The organism is Vreelandella sp. F11 (assembly GCF_042466685.1).
Classification (GTDB): Bacteria; Pseudomonadota; Gammaproteobacteria; order Pseudomonadales; family Halomonadaceae; genus Vreelandella.
Genome location: NZ_CP170448.1, coordinates 4455124 through 4470559 on the forward strand (window position 1 = coordinate 4455124; position 15436 = coordinate 4470559).

Below are 15436 nucleotides of genomic sequence, written 5' to 3' on the forward strand. Positions count from 1 at the left end.
CGCCCACAAAGTTCGACAATAAATCTGTGGAATCCCTTTCGTAACGCCGTTAACCCTGACGCCCTTTCCGTAGCATTTTCCAAACCTGTGAAAATACGACCAGCAGCAGTAGCGCGATAATCCCTTGCGAGATAGGACGAGTAAAGAGGGAGCCCACGTCGTCTTGGGAGAGCAGCATTGCCAAGCGTAAGTTCTGTTCCGCCATTGGCCCTAACAGCACCCCCAGCACTACTGGCGCAAGCGGGAAGGCAAGTCGATGGAGTAGATAGCCGATCAAGCCAAAAGCTAACATGACATATAGATCCATCATGTTACCTTTGACGGTGTACCCCCCCACCGCCATTAGCACCAAGGTGGTGGGAACCAACAGGGCGGTCGGCATGCGCAAGACCTGAGCAAACAGTCGGGTAGCCACCATGCCGCCCAGTAACAGGAGCAGCATCGCCGTTATTAACATCTGCCACATGAAACCGAAGACCACATCAGGCGACTTCGTAAACAGTTGCGGGCCGGGCTGAAGGCCATGAATCATCAGCGCACCCAGCACTAGGGCAGCGACCAGATTGCCAGGAATCCCTAGTGTTAGAGATGGGATCATCGCCGAAGCATTGTCGGCACTGTTGCCCGATTCAGCAGCGGCTACCCCCACTGGATTGCCCGTGCCGAAAGATTCGGGGTTCGTAGACTTGCGCTTCGCTTCGTTATAACTCAACAAAGCCGCTAAATTACCACCAGCACCTGGCAAAATGCCTACGCTTACCCCTATCAGCGATGAGCGTGTCCACGTGCGCCAGTGCTGACGTATCAATGTCAGCGCATTCCCACTCGCATCGACTTTGAAGCTTCCCGCATCGTAGTAGGTCGCGTTGCGCTTCTCGGCCATTTCCAGCACTGGAGGAATCGCGTAGAGGCCGATGAGTACGATGATCAGGTCGAAGCCCCCACTTAAATAAAGCGAATCGAACGTATAGCGTTCCGCTCCACTGATGGTGTCAACGCCTACAAGGCCGATAATAACGCCCAACAGGGCGCTGAGCATGCCTTTGCTGATATCACTGCCCACCAATACGGCGATGCTTACAAGACCGAAAACGGCCACCCAGAAGTACTCAGTAGGCCCAAAAGCCAGCGTTACCTGAGCCAACAGAGGCGCTAACGTCATCAACGCTATGGCGCTGATAATTCCACCCACCGCTGACGACCAGCACGCCGTCTTGAGCGCCAGCCCGCCCTGCCCATTGCGGGTCATCGGGTAACCGTCGAATGTCGTTGCAATGGCCGCTGGCGTGCCTGGGATTTTTAGTAAGATGGCCGGAATGGCGCCACCATACATTGAGCCATTGTAGATACCGGCTACCAGCCCTAGCGCAATCACAGGATCGAACCCGTATGTCAGTGGCAGCATAAGCGCAATGGCCATGACCGGATTAAGGCCAGGTAGCGCACCGATCAAAATCCCCACCAGTGTACCGACGAAAAGACTGACCAAGGAACCAAACTGCAGGGCCACGGGCAAGGCGTTGAATAAGGAATCAAACATAGCGTGCCACCCTATTTAGGAAACCAGGAAAAATTCGACGGGCAAGGGCCGCTTCAATACTATCGCAAACAACCCGTATAAGAGGGCGATGAAGCCCACAGTGATACCTAGAACCACAACAGGGCGCCTTTCACCCAGCACCAGGGCCAGGAGAACGATGAACAGGGTGCTAGTGGAGTAAAAACCCACGGTTGGCATAGCCAGGTAATAGATCAGGCAACAAGCAACGGTTGCCATAAACCGTCCAGGATGGTCGATTAGGGGTGATTTCACAGTGCCCGTCTCCCCTGCTGCTAATGCCTGCACAGCGCCTTTAAGTATCAGAGGAAGTGAGAACAGGCACATCAGAATACCCACCCCCATAGGCACGTAAGCGGCGCCAGCATCAAAGCCACTCCCCACCCAGACCACCGTGCAGCCAAGGATGAGGAAGGCGATGCCAGAGATAATATCTCTGAAGTTCATGAGCAAGTTACCGTCCATTACGCGATGAATTAGTTTTTCTTAAGCCCAAGCTTTTCGAGTGTCTCACCAATCGCTTCGGTTTCCTGATGCAAACGCTCACGCAGCTCTTCACCGCGTACCAGATTCAGCGTCTCGCCTTGAGATGCCAGGAACGTTTGGAACTCAGGATGTTCGACGGCTTTAGCGACGGCATCGGCGATGACATTAACGCGCTGCTCATCCATGCCCTCCGGTGCCAGCATCATGCGCCATAGCACGGTTTCCAGTTCAGGGTGGCCGAGTGCTGCCAGGCCTGACGCCTGAGGAAGGGCCTCGTTATCGTCGGCTGAGGTGACGAGTAGGCACTTCGCCTTGCCATCCTCCACATAGGGAAGCACGGGTGTGATGGAGCCACCGTAGATATCCACATGCCCACCCAGGAAGTTTTGCAGGGTCTCGCCAGCGCCGCCAAATGGGATAGGACGCGCCTCAATGTCATAGGCTTCGAAGATACGCTCTGCTGCCAAGCGCATGGTGCCACCGACCCCGTCATTGCCGTAGGTATATTGACCGGGATTACTCTGTAGCTCGGCCAGGAACTCCTCACCCGTTTCAGCGGGAAAGTCGGGAGCTACACACATGGTGTAGGCGCTCTGCGAAGTGCTGGTGATGGGGGTCAATGTCGCGTAGGAGTACTGAACACGCTGCATATGCGGCACGGTGGTAATAGGGCTATTCCAGGTAGACAGCAGTGTGTAGCCATCGGGCCTGGCACGGGCAATCTGGTTGACCCCAATAGCACCACCTCCGCCAGCAACATTCAGCACGGCCAGTGACTCGCCTAACTCTTCCTGAAGGTATTGGTTAAGCATGCGTGCAACGTTGTCAGTGCCACCGCCAGCGGGTGCCGGTACGACGATTTCGATGGGACGATTCGGGTAGTCGTCAGCCATGAGAGGCATAGCGGTCAACGCTGATAGAGCAACAACCGATGTCAGTTGTAATGTTTTCATTGTTAGATACCTTTCTCTAGGAGTGCAGGGTGTTCAGGCGTGCATCAAAAGTGATCTCATGCGGGTTGATCGCCGAGCGTGACACGGTAGCGGAACCGTTCAGGTCGTCCGTGGACTCGGCGAAACTCGATGACTCTGCCTGCGGGGTTGCGGGCAATACGCTGGATGACAGCAACCGGGGCCTCAGGCGCTAGTTCCAATTGCTTGGCGCTGGTCTCGGTAGCCATGCCGAACGAGAGCTCGTCAGTGGCTGACGAGATTAAAATCCCGAATTTCTCTAGAAATACGGGATACAACAAAGGGCCCATCGTTTTTGGGTTTAGCGATAAGAGCTCTTCGAAATCGGGTAGACGTAGATAAACCTCTTCAAACAGCAGCGGTTCGCCTGACCAAAGGCGAACGCGTTCCAGCTTTATACAGTGGCTGGCTGAGTCCTCACCAAAGGCTTTCTGTACCTCGGGGGGAAGGGGAACTTCCTGGCAACTAAGAATTCGACTTTCCGGAATAACAGGGACATCGGGGTCTTCCACATCATGAACATGGAAAAAACGAAACAGATCGGCGCGGAAGGCGGGTTGCTTAACAAAAGTGCCGGTACCTCGCCGCCGATCCAGCAGCCCCTCATCAACTAGCTGCTTCATAGCCATCCGCATCGTTGCCAACGCAACGCCATACTCTTCGGCTAACCGGTTCTCCGAGGGGAGCATATCACCTGGTTTCCACTCACCATTGGCGATCCTTGAGCCTAATTGATCGCGGAGTTTGGCATACAGAGGTAATCTTCCGTCCGTATTAGCAGTGAATCTGGCTCGCATAGGGTCACCCAGTGGTTATCTTGATTTCTTGAGGTCATTGAAGACCCGTGTATACTTCCAGTCAACCAGTTCTCTAGAGAACTAGACTTATGTATAATAAAGCGATCGATGCGAAATCTCCAGGCAACCGTTATGAGGGGACAAAAGTGAAATTAGGTTTTGATTGTCATGCGCATGCTTACGGGCCTGTTAGCAACGTCAAAGGATCTAACTACAGCCCCTCCCGACCCGCTCCACTTGTTGATTGGCAAGAAAACCTTGCAAACTGCCAATTAAGCGGTGGCGTATTGGTGCAACCAAGTTTTCTGGGCAATGACAACCGGCAGCTGCTTGAAATGCTTGCCAAGCTTGATTACTCCTATCGCGGAGTCGTTCAGCTCGCCAAGGAGACAACGCGCGAGGAAATAGCCGCTCTTGATGCTGCAGGCATTGTGGGCGTGCGGTGGAACCTCATTGAGGGGCGCAGTGCATTGCCAAACCTCAATGATCCTCAATGGATAGACTTTCTGGATCATCTCAAGGTCATGGACTGGCATCTTGAGTTACACCTGGAAGGCAACCGGTTGCCTGACATTTTTCCGGCGTTGCATGCGCATGGCGTGAAGCTCGTCATCGATCATATCGGACTTCCTGTCGATGCCAACCCAATGGAGGATCCAGGGTGTCGTCTGCTGCTTGCGGCCGGACAGGCAGAACGTACTTGGGTGAAGCTTTCAGCCCCCTATCGCTCCCCCGTGATTAACCTCAAACCCCATGTCCAGGCTTTATTAGCTTATCTTGGGCGTGATCGGCTGGTGTGGGGCAGTGACTGGCCGTGGACACGGCATGAAGATTTACATACATACCCGGATACCTATAGATGGCTCAGTGAGTGGATTAGCGATGCTGATGATCGCCACCACATTCTTGATACAACTCCTAGAGCATTGTTTAAGTTAGCGTGTTGATAGTCGAGTTAAACGACGCGCCGCCTGCGAATGCAGACGAAAGAAAACTACAGTCGTGCCTTTATCCATTCGATAAAGGATTTAACTTTATGTAAATCAGCCATATGTTCTGGGTAAGCCATGTAGTAAGCATCCTGGCTGTTGAGTGAGAACGGCCAGGGAATAACCAGCTTCCCCTCATCAAGCTCCTCTTGAGCAAGAAATTTCGGCACTAATGCGACACCACACCCTGCTCGCGCGGCTCTTAGTGCCATATAAAAAGTATCAAACCTTGGCCCGTGGTAACTGTGCTCGGTATATAGGTTCTGGGCTTCAAACCAGTCATGCCAGGCTTCCGGGCGCGTCGATACCTGCAACAGGATCAGCCTGGTGAGCGCGAGCGGGTCATTGACGTTCGTTTGCTCCATCACGCCAGGCGCACAGACAGGCACGACTTCCTCATCCAGTAACTTGACGCATTCGGCACGCGGCCATACCCCATGGCCAAAAAAGAAGGCAATCTCAATGCGCTCCTTTTGCATGTCAAACGGCTCGGCCCGATTCGAAATATTGAGGTTAATGCTTGGGTGTTTAAAACGAAAACCATTCAATCGGGGGATGAGCCAACGCGCTCCAAAAGTGGGCAAGGTGGCAACATTCAATACATCGGATTCCACACCATAGGACTGCATATAGCGCGTCGACATCTCCACCTGAGCCAGGATTTTGCGCGCTTCACTCAAGTAAACCGCCCCTTCTGGCGTTAGATGCAACCGCTTTCTTACCCGCCTGAATAGCGGATGTTGCAGCGTCGCTTCCAGATGAGAGACCTGCTTGCTCACGGCGCTCTGGGTCAGGCTTAGCTCATCCGCTGCACGGGTGAAACTGAGATGACGTGCAGCTGCTTCAAAACAGTGCAAGCCGGTTAATGAAGGCAAATGTCGACGTCGCATCCCAGCTCACCTTATGAAATAAAGGAATGATGTTTTTCATAAACATCGTTTGATGGCTCACCAATACCCTAGCAATACTGGCCCTGAAACCAATTTACTCACAACTCAACATTTGGTGAAGCAATGATTCATTCCCTGATGGAAAAAATGGGCGTCGCGAAAGAGCAGTATCAAGGCGGTGACCTTGTTGTCACCACCCCCATTGATGGCAGCGAGATTGGCCGTCTGACAACCACCTCCAGCAGCGAAGTGGATACCGCTATCGCGAATGCAGAAAAAGCTTTTTCAGCCTGGAAGCGTGTACCAGCGCCCCGTCGCGGTGAATTGGTTCGCCTGTTTGGCGAGCAACTGCGCGAACATAAACAATCATTGAGTGAGTTGGTCACCTGGGAGTGCGGCAAAATCCTTCCGGAAGGCCTGGGCGAAGTTCAGGAAATGATCGATATTTGCGATCTCGCCGTTGGCCAATCTCGCCAGTTGTTTGGCCTGACCATTGCTTCCGAGCGCCCCGGCCACCATATGCGGGAAAGTTGGCACCCATTAGGCCCGATTGGCCTGATTACCGCGTTCAACTTCCCCGTTGCTCCCTGGGCATGGAACTCCGCCCTGGCACTGGTATGTGGCAATAGCCTGCTATGGAAGCCTTCTGAAAAAACCCCGTTAACGGCACTCGCCTGCCAAGCATTATTGGATCGCGCGATAGAGGCGTTCGGTGATGAAGCGCCCAAGCATTTGAGCCAGGTGATTATTGGCGAACGGGCAGCGGGCGAACAGTTAGTGGATGACCCACGCGTGGCGCTTATCAGTGCCACTGGCAGCACCCGTATGGGTCGCGAAGTAGGCCCCAAAGTGGCGTCGCGCTTTGGTCGTAGCATTCTCGAGCTGGGCGGCAACAATGCGATGATTTTGGCACCGAGTGCCGATCTGGACATGGCGACGCGCGCCATTCTCTTCTCCGCGGTCGGTACGGCAGGCCAGCGCTGCACCACGCTTCGTCGCTTGATCGTTCATGAGTCCATCAAGGATGACGTGTTGGCGCGGCTGAAAAAGGCTTACCAAGGGGTGAGCATTGGCAACCCGCTGGAAGGCAATCTGGTAGGCCCCTTGATCGATCACCAAGCCTTCGACGCCATGCAGAGCGTATTGGACAAAGCGCGTGAGCAGGGGGCGAATGTCTTCGGGGGTAAACGCGTCGACGTTGCCAATAACGATGATGGCTACTATGTGGAACCCGCCATTGTTGAGGTAACCGAGCAAAATTCGCTGGTCAAGCACGAAACCTTTGCGCCCATTCTCTATGTGCTCACCTATCAAGCGCTGGATGAGGCCATTGCCACCAATAATGACGTTCCCCAGGGGCTATCCTCCTGCATCTTTACGACCGATGTGCGTGAGGCTGAAACCTTCGTCTCCGCCGTCGGCAGTGACTGCGGCATCGCTAACATCAACATCGGCCCCAGCGGCGCTGAAATTGGCGGCGCCTTTGGCGGCGAGAAAGAGACTGGCGGCGGCCGTGAGTCAGGGTCTGACGTCTGGAAAAGCTATATGCGTCGCCAAACCAACACCGTGAACTACTCCCGCGAACTCCCATTAGCCCAAGGCATTAAATTCGACTAACCCTTCTCCATCAAGCAAGGGCTCTTTAGTAAGGAGCCCTTACGAACAACACAAAAAAGAAGGTGATGTATGCGTGACGATGTCCAAATCGGCCCGACGCCGGGCCTCGCGATGGCGCTACTACCGCTGCTGGCCACTACCGCCATTCTTATACTGCAGTTTTTTATTTTCTCTGACTTTACTCCCCATATTCCGTTAGCTTTCGGCATTATGATTTGCGCCATATGCGGGCGTATACGGGGCGTCCCCTGGGAAAAAATGGAAGCCTCTATGCTGGAGGTGGTCAAGCTCGGCATGCCCGCCATTTTTATTCTCTTGGCGGTCGGCATGGTGATTGGCACCTGGATCCTTTCCGGCACAGTGCCCACGCTGATGTATTATGGTTTTCAGCTGGTCTCCCCCTCCTATTTCCTCGTCGCTACTTGTGTGATTAGTGCCCTGGTATCTCTCGCGACGGGCACATCCTGGGGGACGGTCGGGACACTCGGGCTTGCCCTGATGGGCATCGGGGAGGGGTTGGGCATTCCCATGCACCTAACGGGCGGGGCGCTCGTTTCAGGCGCCTTCTTTGGCGATAAAATGTCGCCCTTATCAGAGACGACCAATTTAACACCGGCGGTCTGTGAAACGGATCTATGGAGCCATATACGCAGCATGATGGCGACCACAGTGCCCGCGATGCTAATAGCGCTGATGCTTTATGTGTGGTTGGGCGCTGACTACGGCGGTCAATTCGAGCGCAGCACGGATATTGCCACCTTTCGCCAGGCCCTTGATGACACCTTTACACTTTCCTGGATCACCCTGATCCCACCCGTTGTCGTGATTGGCCTAGCACTGTTCAAGTTTCCCCCCTTTCCCACCATCTTTACCGGCGCGGCCATAGGCGGCTTGGTGGCCATCGGTGTTCAAGGTGAATCCTTACACGCGGTATTCGATGCGATGCAGAATGGTTTTAGCAGCGATACCGGCAATTCGGCGATTGATGCACTTTTAAGCAGTGGTGGCGTGCTCTCCATGACCTGGGTGGTCACCTTGACTTTTTTTGCGTTGGGGTTCGCTGGGATGTTGGAGGCGTATGGCACTGTGGATGCAATCATCAAGCAGCTAATGCGGCTGATTAAAGGTCGCTTCAGCCTGGTGGCGACAAGCTCTGGCACGACGCTCGCGGTGAGCACGATTATCGGCGATGTGTATACAACGCTGGTTTTACCCGGCCGTCTGCTAAAAGGTCAGTATCAGGCCATGGGCTACAAAACCTGTACGCTGTCGCGCTCAATCGAAGACAACGGCACGCTCTCTTCCCCATTGATTCCCTGGAACATGGGCGGTGGGTTTGTGTCATCGACCATCGGTGTACCCACACTGGCTTATGCACCTTTCGCCTTTGCCTGCTGGCTATCGCCGCTATTCGGACTGCTTTGGGCACTCACCGGCCGCTTTATTCCCCGCGACGAACCTGATCAGCCTGAAACATACGCGACTGAAGCGCCGCACGCTGCTCCAACCTCTCAAGCGACTTCATAGCCACCTAAGGTCGGCCTTGGGCCGGCCTGCGCTTCTTTTTAAGGAGGCATTAAAATGCCAACGACCCTCTCCGAGCGCTGCCTTTGGCCCGAAACGAGTGCTGAAACGCCTCAAGACTATCCCGCTTTAGCCAACCATGAAGAGGTCGATGTGTGTGTGGTGGGCGGCGGAATTACGGGTCTCTCCACCGCATTGCACCTGGCCGAGCAAGGTATCCAAGCAACCTTGCTGGAGGCGGGGGATATTCCCAGTGGCGGTTCAGGACGCAATGTGGGTCTGGTCAATGCCGGGCTGTGGATACCCCCCGATGACATTGTGGCCGCGCTGGGTAAAGAGAACGGTGAGCGGGCCAACACGGTGCTGGGCGGCGCACCGTCAAAAGTCTTCGACCTCATCGAACGCCATGGGATCGCGTGCGATGCCACCCGAACAGGCACGCTGCATCTTGGCCATAACGCCAAAGGCTGCCAGGAGCTCGCACGACGTCGCGATCAATTGCAACACCGTGGGGCGCCGGTGACGCTCTTGGAAGGAGAGGCATGCGAGCGTGCGACCGGCACGTCCCAGATACAGGCAGCACTTCTTGATGAGCGTGCGGGCACTATCAACCCGTGCGCCTATACGCGAGGACTTGCGCGCACGGCGGCCAACTTGGGCGCCATGCTTTACTGCCAAAGCGCGGTAACCGGGATCGAGCGAAAAGGGGATCGATGGCGCGTGTTGACCGCAAACGGTAGCGTGACCGCGAACAGAGTGGTGATGGCCACCAACGCTTATAGCGAAGATGACTGGAATCAAGTCCGCCAGCACTTTTTTACCGGGTATTACTATCAACTGGCGTCGGAGCCGCTTACTGGCGCAGCCGCCGAGGCGATACTTCCAGGCAAGCAAGGTGCCTGGGACACGCGCACCGTGCTGAGCAGCATCCGGCGCGATAAGGAAGGTCGCCTGTTACTAGGCAGCCTGGGCAAAGGCGAAGGCAAGCCGCTGAGCTACCTGACCCGTTGGGCCGATACGATACAGCACCACTACTTTCCTGTACTTGGCAGCGTTCGCTGGCAATACACCTGGACGGGCAAGGTCGCCTTTACCCCTGACCACACCTTACGTATTTTTGAACCGGCCCCCGGAATATTGTCAGCCACCGGTTACAACGGGCGCGGTGTTACCACCGGCACCGTGGTGGGCGAGGGGTTTGCTCACTATATTGCCAAGGGCGATGACAGCCTGCTCCCTCTGCCGTTATCGCAGCCTAAACCCATTAAAGCTCGCCCGTTATGGAGCTGTGCCTATGAGAGCGGCTTCTCGCTATATCATGCAGGCCAGTGTCTACGGGTGCTGATTTAATAAGAGTGTCACTACTTACGATTCTTTAAATAAAAACGTGCGCCGCGAATTAACCGCATGCGCACGTTTTTGTGTTTAGCTTATTGTCTAAATGCCATCCTTTAACTTAAAGACACTGCAGCACATCCTTGTGCTGCATGCAGCTTCTAAACGAGCACTTCACCTTTGAGCGTTGCTATCACCTTAGCTTTGGAAGCGTTTTCGCGCTCGGCATAGAGCGATAGCTCATCGGTGACCCGCGCCCCCAGCGCCTCTTCGAAGGCATCACGATTAGCGTTACCCGCATAGGCCTCGTTCTGCCCTCCCCCCAGGTTCGATTGGAAAATGCCCGCCGCGCTGACCGGTAGAAAGTCCTCATAGGTAATGGGCTGGGCTTCCACCAGGCCTTGTTCGATCAACGCCTCAATATCGTGACCGGCACTCCCTTTAGCAGCCTGACCGGCGGCTGTCAGATGGTAGTGAAAGTACGCCAGGCCCTCCCGGCGCATGGTCTCGTCATTATCAGGAAGCTTGGCAAAGACGTCTTTCATGACCCGTTGGTGCGCGTCGTTATCAAGCCCAGCGGTTTGTTTACGGCCTTCGTTGAGCAACTGGTCATACAGCGCGCGGCCTTTCGGCGTCAGCGCCATACCGCGCTGCTCGATTTCACCAAAACGTGCGGTATGGGTACCTTGGGCGTCACCGGCAAAGCGAATCGACTCTTCTAATGCCTTAAAGCTGGTTTGGCGCAGCAAAATGGGGCACCTGCGGGGCGGCGGCCCTTCGATGACGGCTTTTGGGTTCATGCCCATCTCCGGCATGCGGCGCTGCACTTCGTCGATATTCAAGGTACGCGGCGTCAGGTGGTTGATATGCGGCCCGCGGAAGCACACCACATCAGCAATCAACCGGTGCTCGTCGTGTAACGCTTGATACGTCTCCAGATCGACCGTGGCATCCTGGTGCCAGCGGAAGGTTTCCAAGGCTTCCGTGACAAACTGGTCGGCTTCCTCGCGGGTTAATCCCCCCTGGGTTTCATGACGTTCGATGAGCTCGCGGGCGCCCGGGGTAAAAATATCGCGCTTCGTCAGAATCTCTTCTGAACGCTGGCGCAGCGCCTCACTCTCAATGAGTTCTAGACGTAGGAGCGAGGTAAACACCCGGAAAGGGTTCATCGCCAGGGCGTCGTCATCAATGGGCCGGAAGGCCGTTGAGTGAACCGGCACCCCCGCTTCAGAGAGGTCGTAATAACCCACCGGGTACATACCCATGACGGCAAACAGACGGCGCAGCATGGAAAGTTCGTCAGCTGTTCCCACACGTATCGCCCCGTGGCGTTCGACGCTCAAACGTGCCAGCTCGCCCTGGGCTTCCAGCCGACGGTGCAGTTCAGGCTGCTGGCTAAGGGTTTCCTGGTTAACGCTTTCCACCAGTTCAAGCAGCGTGCCGTACTGCGGCACTTCTGTTTGATACATGGCCGACATGGCCTTGGAGAAACGGTCGCGAACGTCATTGGTGGAAAGAAGGTCTTTCTGGGTCATTGTATGACTCTCTATAGCGTATTGTTAAAAAATAGCTGGCTAGGCTTTGTCTGAAAAGTCGGCGAGCGAAGGCCAGACAAGGCAAAAATCGGCGAAAAGACGGAGTTTACGTGTTGTAAATGAGTACTTTGAGCCGATTTTTAACGCCGTATGGTCGAGCGCAGTCAGTTTTCAGACAAAGCCTAGTCAGTTGCCGATGAATCACTCAATGGTTCTGCCGATCATGCCTTAAGCGTCTTCAGCGCCTGCTCAATTAACCCTAATCCCTCTGCCATAATCTCTGGCTCGGCGGTCAAAGGCGGCAATAAGCGTAAGATATTACGTTTACGACCACTGGGCATTAGTAAAACACCGGCATCGCGAGCGGCTACCAACAGGTTAGCTAAGTGCTCCGCCCCCGTTGCGTGTTCAGTGTCTTCAAAGACGATGCCGCGCATAGCGCCAATGCCTGTTATCGTCCCCACCATGGGGAAGCGCTCGCTTGCTTTCCAGCGTTGATAAGCACTGACAATCGCCGCTTCCTGTGCATCTGACCATGCACTTAGCGCCTCCTCCTGCATGACATCCATCACGGCCAGTGCAGCCGCGCAGGCCACCGCATTACCCGAGTAGGTGCCGCCCAAAGCCCCTTTGGGCAGCGCATCCATGACTTCACGCCGACCTACCACTGCGGCCAGCGGCAGGCCTGCCGCCATGCTTTTCCCCATTAGCAAGAGATCCGGTTCGATACCCAAATGGGTAAAGCCAAATCGCTGACCAGTGCGCCCAAAGCCAGACTGAATCTCGTCACAAATCAACAAGATGTTGTGTTTATCGCAAACGTCTCGCAGCGCTTTGGCAAACTGCGGGCAGAGTAAACGAAAGCCACCTTCGCCCTGAATGGGCTCAACGATAATGCTAGCGACTTCATCGGCGGGTAGTTCAACGTCAAACAGCCTCTCCAGCGCAGCCAGCGCCTGTTCGGCCGTCACACCGCTGTCCTGGCTGGGAAAAGGCAGGTGATAAACCGGCCCCGGCAAGGCGCCTAATCCCGATTTGTAGGGTTTAACTTTGCCATTCAGGTTTAACGCTGCCAGCGTCCGACCATGGAAAGCATCATCAAAAGCAATAACCGCTTGCCGCCCCGTCACGCCACGGGCAACTTTAAGCGCATTTTCGGTGGCCTCTGCGCCACTGTTCGCCAACATGCACGACAACGGATACGACACTGGTACGAACTGATTCAGCGCCTCCGTCACCGCTAAATAACCACGATGCGGCAGCGCATTAAAGGCAGAGTGCATCAAGGTCTCGACTTGGGCTTTAACGGCTTCCACCACCGCCGGGTGGCAATGACCAAGATTCAGTACGCCAATGCCGCCGATAAAATCGATATAGCGCTGCCCTGCTTCATCCCAAACTTCAGCATTGCGCCCACGCGCAATACAAATCGGGTGTATGACACCCAGCGCGGCACTTACGTGGGGAAGATCCATTGCCGTGACGCCTCCTGTCATTTCGTGTGAATGACACTATCAAAGCAAACTCACGCAACGGTTCACAAACGAAAAAAAACGCTCAATGCATTCCAAATTGGAATGCACCGAGCAGAAACGATAGGAAATCAAGTCGATCCAATATCAACTCTGCATAAAAAGAATGAATTTATTGCTAGCCCACTGCGACATATGAGCGCCTCATAGCAGTGAAAGCTTAGAGATTGGGCGGCCTTAGCAGAGTAGAAGTGCCTAGCCTGAGGGAAGCTTTATCAAAAAATTAGATTCAGCTTAATAAAACAATGAAACACAGCGCTTAGATGATTTTTCGCTCACTGAGCAGGCTCAGTGAGCGTTTTAAGAGGCTATTTTGCCAAGGCTGGCATTATCACCCCGAAGTAAACATCAGTTTTATTACGCGATTTCTTTCACAACCCAACTGACTACTTCTTCATTACCAAACTCTGCTTTCCACTCTTGAATGACTTTATGATTCCCGCCACGGGTTTCCACCACTTCGCCTGTGTGTGGGTTCTTGTATACCTTTAACGGGCGCTTTTTACGACCATCTGTACTGCTCGTGCTTACCTTGCCAGCTTTGGCTGGTTTGGAGCGGTAAGTGGGGTCAAGCATTTCACATACGTCGCGCGCTAATTTTCCATGTTCCGTCATTAGCGCTTGCAGTCTTTCTTTGAATTCAAGCTCTGTTTTTAGCTCACTGTTATTTTCCAGCGCTTGCAGCTCTTCTTGTAGCTGCTTCAACATCTGTTCTTTTTTGAGATAATCACTCAGTACCGACGCCATAGTCTACATTCCTATATTTTTTCAAAAATTTAAGATAAAGCTTAAACATATATCTTGCGCATTATAGCTTTAATATCGACTTTGAGAAAAGGAAAGCTCAAGCTTGATCACTGGAGATGAGGCGCGCCATTTGGTCACGCCCCAAAAAGGACTTGCGAGGAATCGCAGGTTCTTTTTTGCAATATGGCTCGCCCGGCAAAAGTTGAGCCGACGAATCTCGTTTCGGAGGCTATTTGCAGCCGCTACTTCAGCCACTATTGCAACCACTAGGAGCCGGGCTGGCCAACGAAGATTGCATACAGAAAAGAGTAACGCCTAGTTCTTGGCCCCTAAAATTGTGATCTATCTTAAAAAAGCGGTTGATCGCCCGCCATAGTTGCCCTCAAACAGTGCAACATCAAGGTGGGTATGGCGACACCAACAGAGGGCTATCTCGCCTGCGGGCGTCTCTACCTACTTTACTAACAATGTTAAGTAAAATATGGAATAGCACCCAATCTTATCGGGAATAGGGATAAACGCTCAATCGCTTACTCAAAGGGGGGCGAGACGACAGCGCAGAAACCAGCTCCCGAGCAAAGCGTTGAGCGGAAGGCAGCGCGCCAAAACTCCATACCGGTGGTAAGCGCAACAGAGTGGCGTTTTTAACGCTGGGTAAGTGTTGCCATAAACCACTTTTCGCCAAGGATTCTTCGACCCCAGCGGGCAGCGGCTCGACAACGGCCAGCGTGGCTTCAGGATAGTCGTAGAGCGCTTCGATACCCACGAGTGAAAATCCCCAGGCGTTGGTGGGCCGATCCCAAGCATTGGTCAAATTGATTCGTTCAAGCACGGCGTTATACAGACTGTTGTCGCCAAACACCCTGACATGACGGGCATCCATGAATTGCACCATCAGCAGCGGCGGTACATCGGGGCGCTGTTGGCCAAGCGTGTCCATCAACGCATGCGTTTCGTTGATTAGCTGCGCTGCCTGCAGCCGATGGCCGGTCAACTCACCTAGCTGACGGGTGAGTGTTTGTATCTCTTGCCACGTATGGGTGCCGGGTGAATAGGGGGAGAACGACGTGACCGGGGCGATTCTCTCCAGACGCTCCGTCAAACTGGCGAACATCGGCGAAATGAACGTTTGCGTCGGTGGCGATTGCGCCATGAGTTCGAGGTTGGGCTGTGATCGCAGACCAAGATCTGTAACGCCGTCGGGGATCCTTGGCTCCCCTACCCACTCATGGTAGCCATTTTGTTGAGCGGTACCACTCAACGGCGCGTCAATGGCCAGTAGCGTTTCGGCAATGGTCCAGTTGATAGTGGCCCACTGCGCGTGGGCACTCGACAAGGGCAGCAAGCAAGCGGCCGTTAAACAGCAGCGAGTCAAGAAAGAGAGCATCGACCGATAGCACATAGCAGCGAGAGCATCAGAAAAAAGGGATCACATTGAGACGTCAATGCGCATTT

At 54.2% G+C, this 15436-nt stretch carries 13 protein-coding genes; 4 read left to right on the top strand and 9 right to left on the bottom strand.

Features of this window, described 5'->3' with window-relative positions; all coding sequences use genetic code 11:
- Nucleotides 1-49: 49 nt before the first annotated feature.
- Genes ACFIOZ_RS20305 through ACFIOZ_RS20320 form a run of 4 tightly spaced genes read right to left on the bottom strand, consistent with a single transcriptional unit; the run spans nucleotide 50 to nucleotide 3812 of the window.
- Nucleotides 50-1540 (bottom strand): tripartite tricarboxylate transporter permease, encoded by a 1491-nt coding sequence (locus ACFIOZ_RS20305; protein WP_386080835.1) that lies wholly within the window; start codon nucleotides 1538-1540, stop codon nucleotides 50-52.
- Between the two features lie 15 nt (nucleotides 1541-1555).
- Complete coding sequence (locus ACFIOZ_RS20310) at nucleotides 1556-2005, bottom strand: tripartite tricarboxylate transporter TctB family protein (RefSeq protein WP_386080837.1); 450 nt, start codon at nucleotides 2003-2005, stop codon at nucleotides 1556-1558.
- A 29-nt stretch (nucleotides 2006-2034) separates the two neighbouring features.
- Complete coding sequence (locus tag ACFIOZ_RS20315; protein WP_386080839.1) at nucleotides 2035-2997, bottom strand: Bug family tripartite tricarboxylate transporter substrate binding protein; 963 nt, start codon at nucleotides 2995-2997, stop codon at nucleotides 2035-2037.
- Between the two features lie 56 nt (nucleotides 2998-3053).
- A complete protein-coding gene (locus ACFIOZ_RS20320) occupies nucleotides 3054-3812 on the bottom strand; it encodes a GntR family transcriptional regulator (RefSeq protein ID WP_386080840.1) in 759 nt (252 codons plus the stop codon).
- 89 nt (nucleotides 3813-3901) lie between these two features.
- On the opposite strand from ACFIOZ_RS20320, the gene ACFIOZ_RS20325 reads away from it, so the two are divergent.
- Complete coding sequence (locus ACFIOZ_RS20325; protein WP_386080842.1) at nucleotides 3902-4759, top strand: amidohydrolase family protein; 858 nt, start codon at nucleotides 3902-3904, stop codon at nucleotides 4757-4759.
- Nucleotides 4760-4806: 47 nt separating this feature from the next.
- Here the strand turns inward: ACFIOZ_RS20325 and gcvA are convergent, their stop codons facing one another.
- Complete coding sequence (gene gcvA, locus ACFIOZ_RS20330; RefSeq protein ID WP_386080843.1) at nucleotides 4807-5691, bottom strand: transcriptional regulator GcvA; 885 nt, start codon at nucleotides 5689-5691, stop codon at nucleotides 4807-4809.
- A 123-nt stretch (nucleotides 5692-5814) separates the two neighbouring features.
- Between gcvA and ACFIOZ_RS20335 the strand changes: the two genes are divergently transcribed.
- From ACFIOZ_RS20335 to ACFIOZ_RS20345, 3 genes are all read left to right on the top strand, one after another.
- Entirely contained in the window at nucleotides 5815-7308 is a 1494-nt protein-coding gene (locus tag ACFIOZ_RS20335; protein ID WP_386080845.1) for an aldehyde dehydrogenase family protein, read from the top strand.
- 69 nt (nucleotides 7309-7377) lie between these two features.
- Nucleotides 7378-8835: a Na+/H+ antiporter NhaC gene (gene nhaC / locus ACFIOZ_RS20340; RefSeq protein ID WP_386080846.1), complete on the top strand. Its 1458-nt coding sequence runs from the start codon at nucleotides 7378-7380 to the stop codon at nucleotides 8833-8835.
- Between the two features lie 54 nt (nucleotides 8836-8889).
- A complete protein-coding gene (locus ACFIOZ_RS20345; RefSeq protein WP_386080847.1) occupies nucleotides 8890-10182 on the top strand; it encodes an NAD(P)/FAD-dependent oxidoreductase in 1293 nt (430 codons plus the stop codon).
- 146 nt (nucleotides 10183-10328) lie between these two features.
- On the opposite strand, the gene ACFIOZ_RS20350 is transcribed toward ACFIOZ_RS20345, so the two are convergent.
- The 4 genes from ACFIOZ_RS20350 to ACFIOZ_RS20365 all read right to left on the bottom strand — a co-directional run bounded on the left by ACFIOZ_RS20350 (nucleotide 10329) and on the right by ACFIOZ_RS20365 (nucleotide 15368).
- Complete coding sequence (locus ACFIOZ_RS20350; protein WP_386080848.1) at nucleotides 10329-11702, bottom strand: VOC family protein; 1374 nt, start codon at nucleotides 11700-11702, stop codon at nucleotides 10329-10331.
- Nucleotides 11703-11923: 221 nt separating this feature from the next.
- Nucleotides 11924-13177 (bottom strand): aspartate aminotransferase family protein, encoded by a 1254-nt coding sequence (locus ACFIOZ_RS20355; protein WP_386080850.1) that lies wholly within the window; start codon nucleotides 13175-13177, stop codon nucleotides 11924-11926.
- Nucleotides 13178-13591: 414 nt separating this feature from the next.
- The gene (locus ACFIOZ_RS20360; protein WP_386080852.1) at nucleotides 13592-13981 is read right to left on the bottom strand and encodes a histone-like nucleoid-structuring protein, MvaT/MvaU family; all 390 of its coding nucleotides are present in this window, start codon (nucleotides 13979-13981) and stop codon (nucleotides 13592-13594) included.
- Nucleotides 13982-14480: 499 nt separating this feature from the next.
- Complete coding sequence (locus ACFIOZ_RS20365; protein ID WP_386080853.1) at nucleotides 14481-15368, bottom strand: ABC transporter substrate-binding protein; 888 nt, start codon at nucleotides 15366-15368, stop codon at nucleotides 14481-14483.
- Between the last annotated feature and the right edge of the window lie 68 nt (nucleotides 15369-15436).

Bases quoted from the DNA above. Each gene is read 5' to 3' on its own strand.
- gcvA (WP_386080843.1), bottom strand. From the start codon at position 5,691: ATGCGACGTCGACATTTGCCTTCATTAACCGGCTTGCACTGTTTTGAA.
- ACFIOZ_RS20325 (WP_386080842.1), top strand. From the start codon at position 3,902: ATGTATAATAAAGCGATCGATGCGAAATCTCCAGGCAACCGTTATGAG.
- nhaC (WP_386080846.1), top strand. From the start codon at position 7,378: ATGCGTGACGATGTCCAAATCGGCCCGACGCCGGGCCTCGCGATGGCG.
- ACFIOZ_RS20310 (WP_386080837.1), bottom strand. From the start codon at position 2,005: ATGAACTTCAGAGATATTATCTCTGGCATCGCCTTCCTCATCCTTGGC.
- ACFIOZ_RS20335 (WP_386080845.1), top strand. From the start codon at position 5,815: ATGATTCATTCCCTGATGGAAAAAATGGGCGTCGCGAAAGAGCAGTAT.
- ACFIOZ_RS20355 (WP_386080850.1), bottom strand. From the start codon at position 13,177: ATGGATCTTCCCCACGTAAGTGCCGCGCTGGGTGTCATACACCCGATT.
- ACFIOZ_RS20350 (WP_386080848.1), bottom strand. From the start codon at position 11,702: ATGACCCAGAAAGACCTTCTTTCCACCAATGACGTTCGCGACCGTTTC.
- ACFIOZ_RS20365 (WP_386080853.1), bottom strand. From the start codon at position 15,368: ATGCTCTCTTTCTTGACTCGCTGCTGTTTAACGGCCGCTTGCTTGCTG.
- ACFIOZ_RS20315 (WP_386080839.1), bottom strand. From the start codon at position 2,997: ATGAAAACATTACAACTGACATCGGTTGTTGCTCTATCAGCGTTGACC.
- ACFIOZ_RS20345 (WP_386080847.1), top strand. From the start codon at position 8,890: ATGCCAACGACCCTCTCCGAGCGCTGCCTTTGGCCCGAAACGAGTGCT.
- ACFIOZ_RS20320 (WP_386080840.1), bottom strand. From the start codon at position 3,812: ATGCGAGCCAGATTCACTGCTAATACGGACGGAAGATTACCTCTGTAT.
- ACFIOZ_RS20305 (WP_386080835.1), bottom strand. From the start codon at position 1,540: ATGTTTGATTCCTTATTCAACGCCTTGCCCGTGGCCCTGCAGTTTGGT.
- ACFIOZ_RS20360 (WP_386080852.1), bottom strand. From the start codon at position 13,981: ATGGCGTCGGTACTGAGTGATTATCTCAAAAAAGAACAGATGTTGAAG.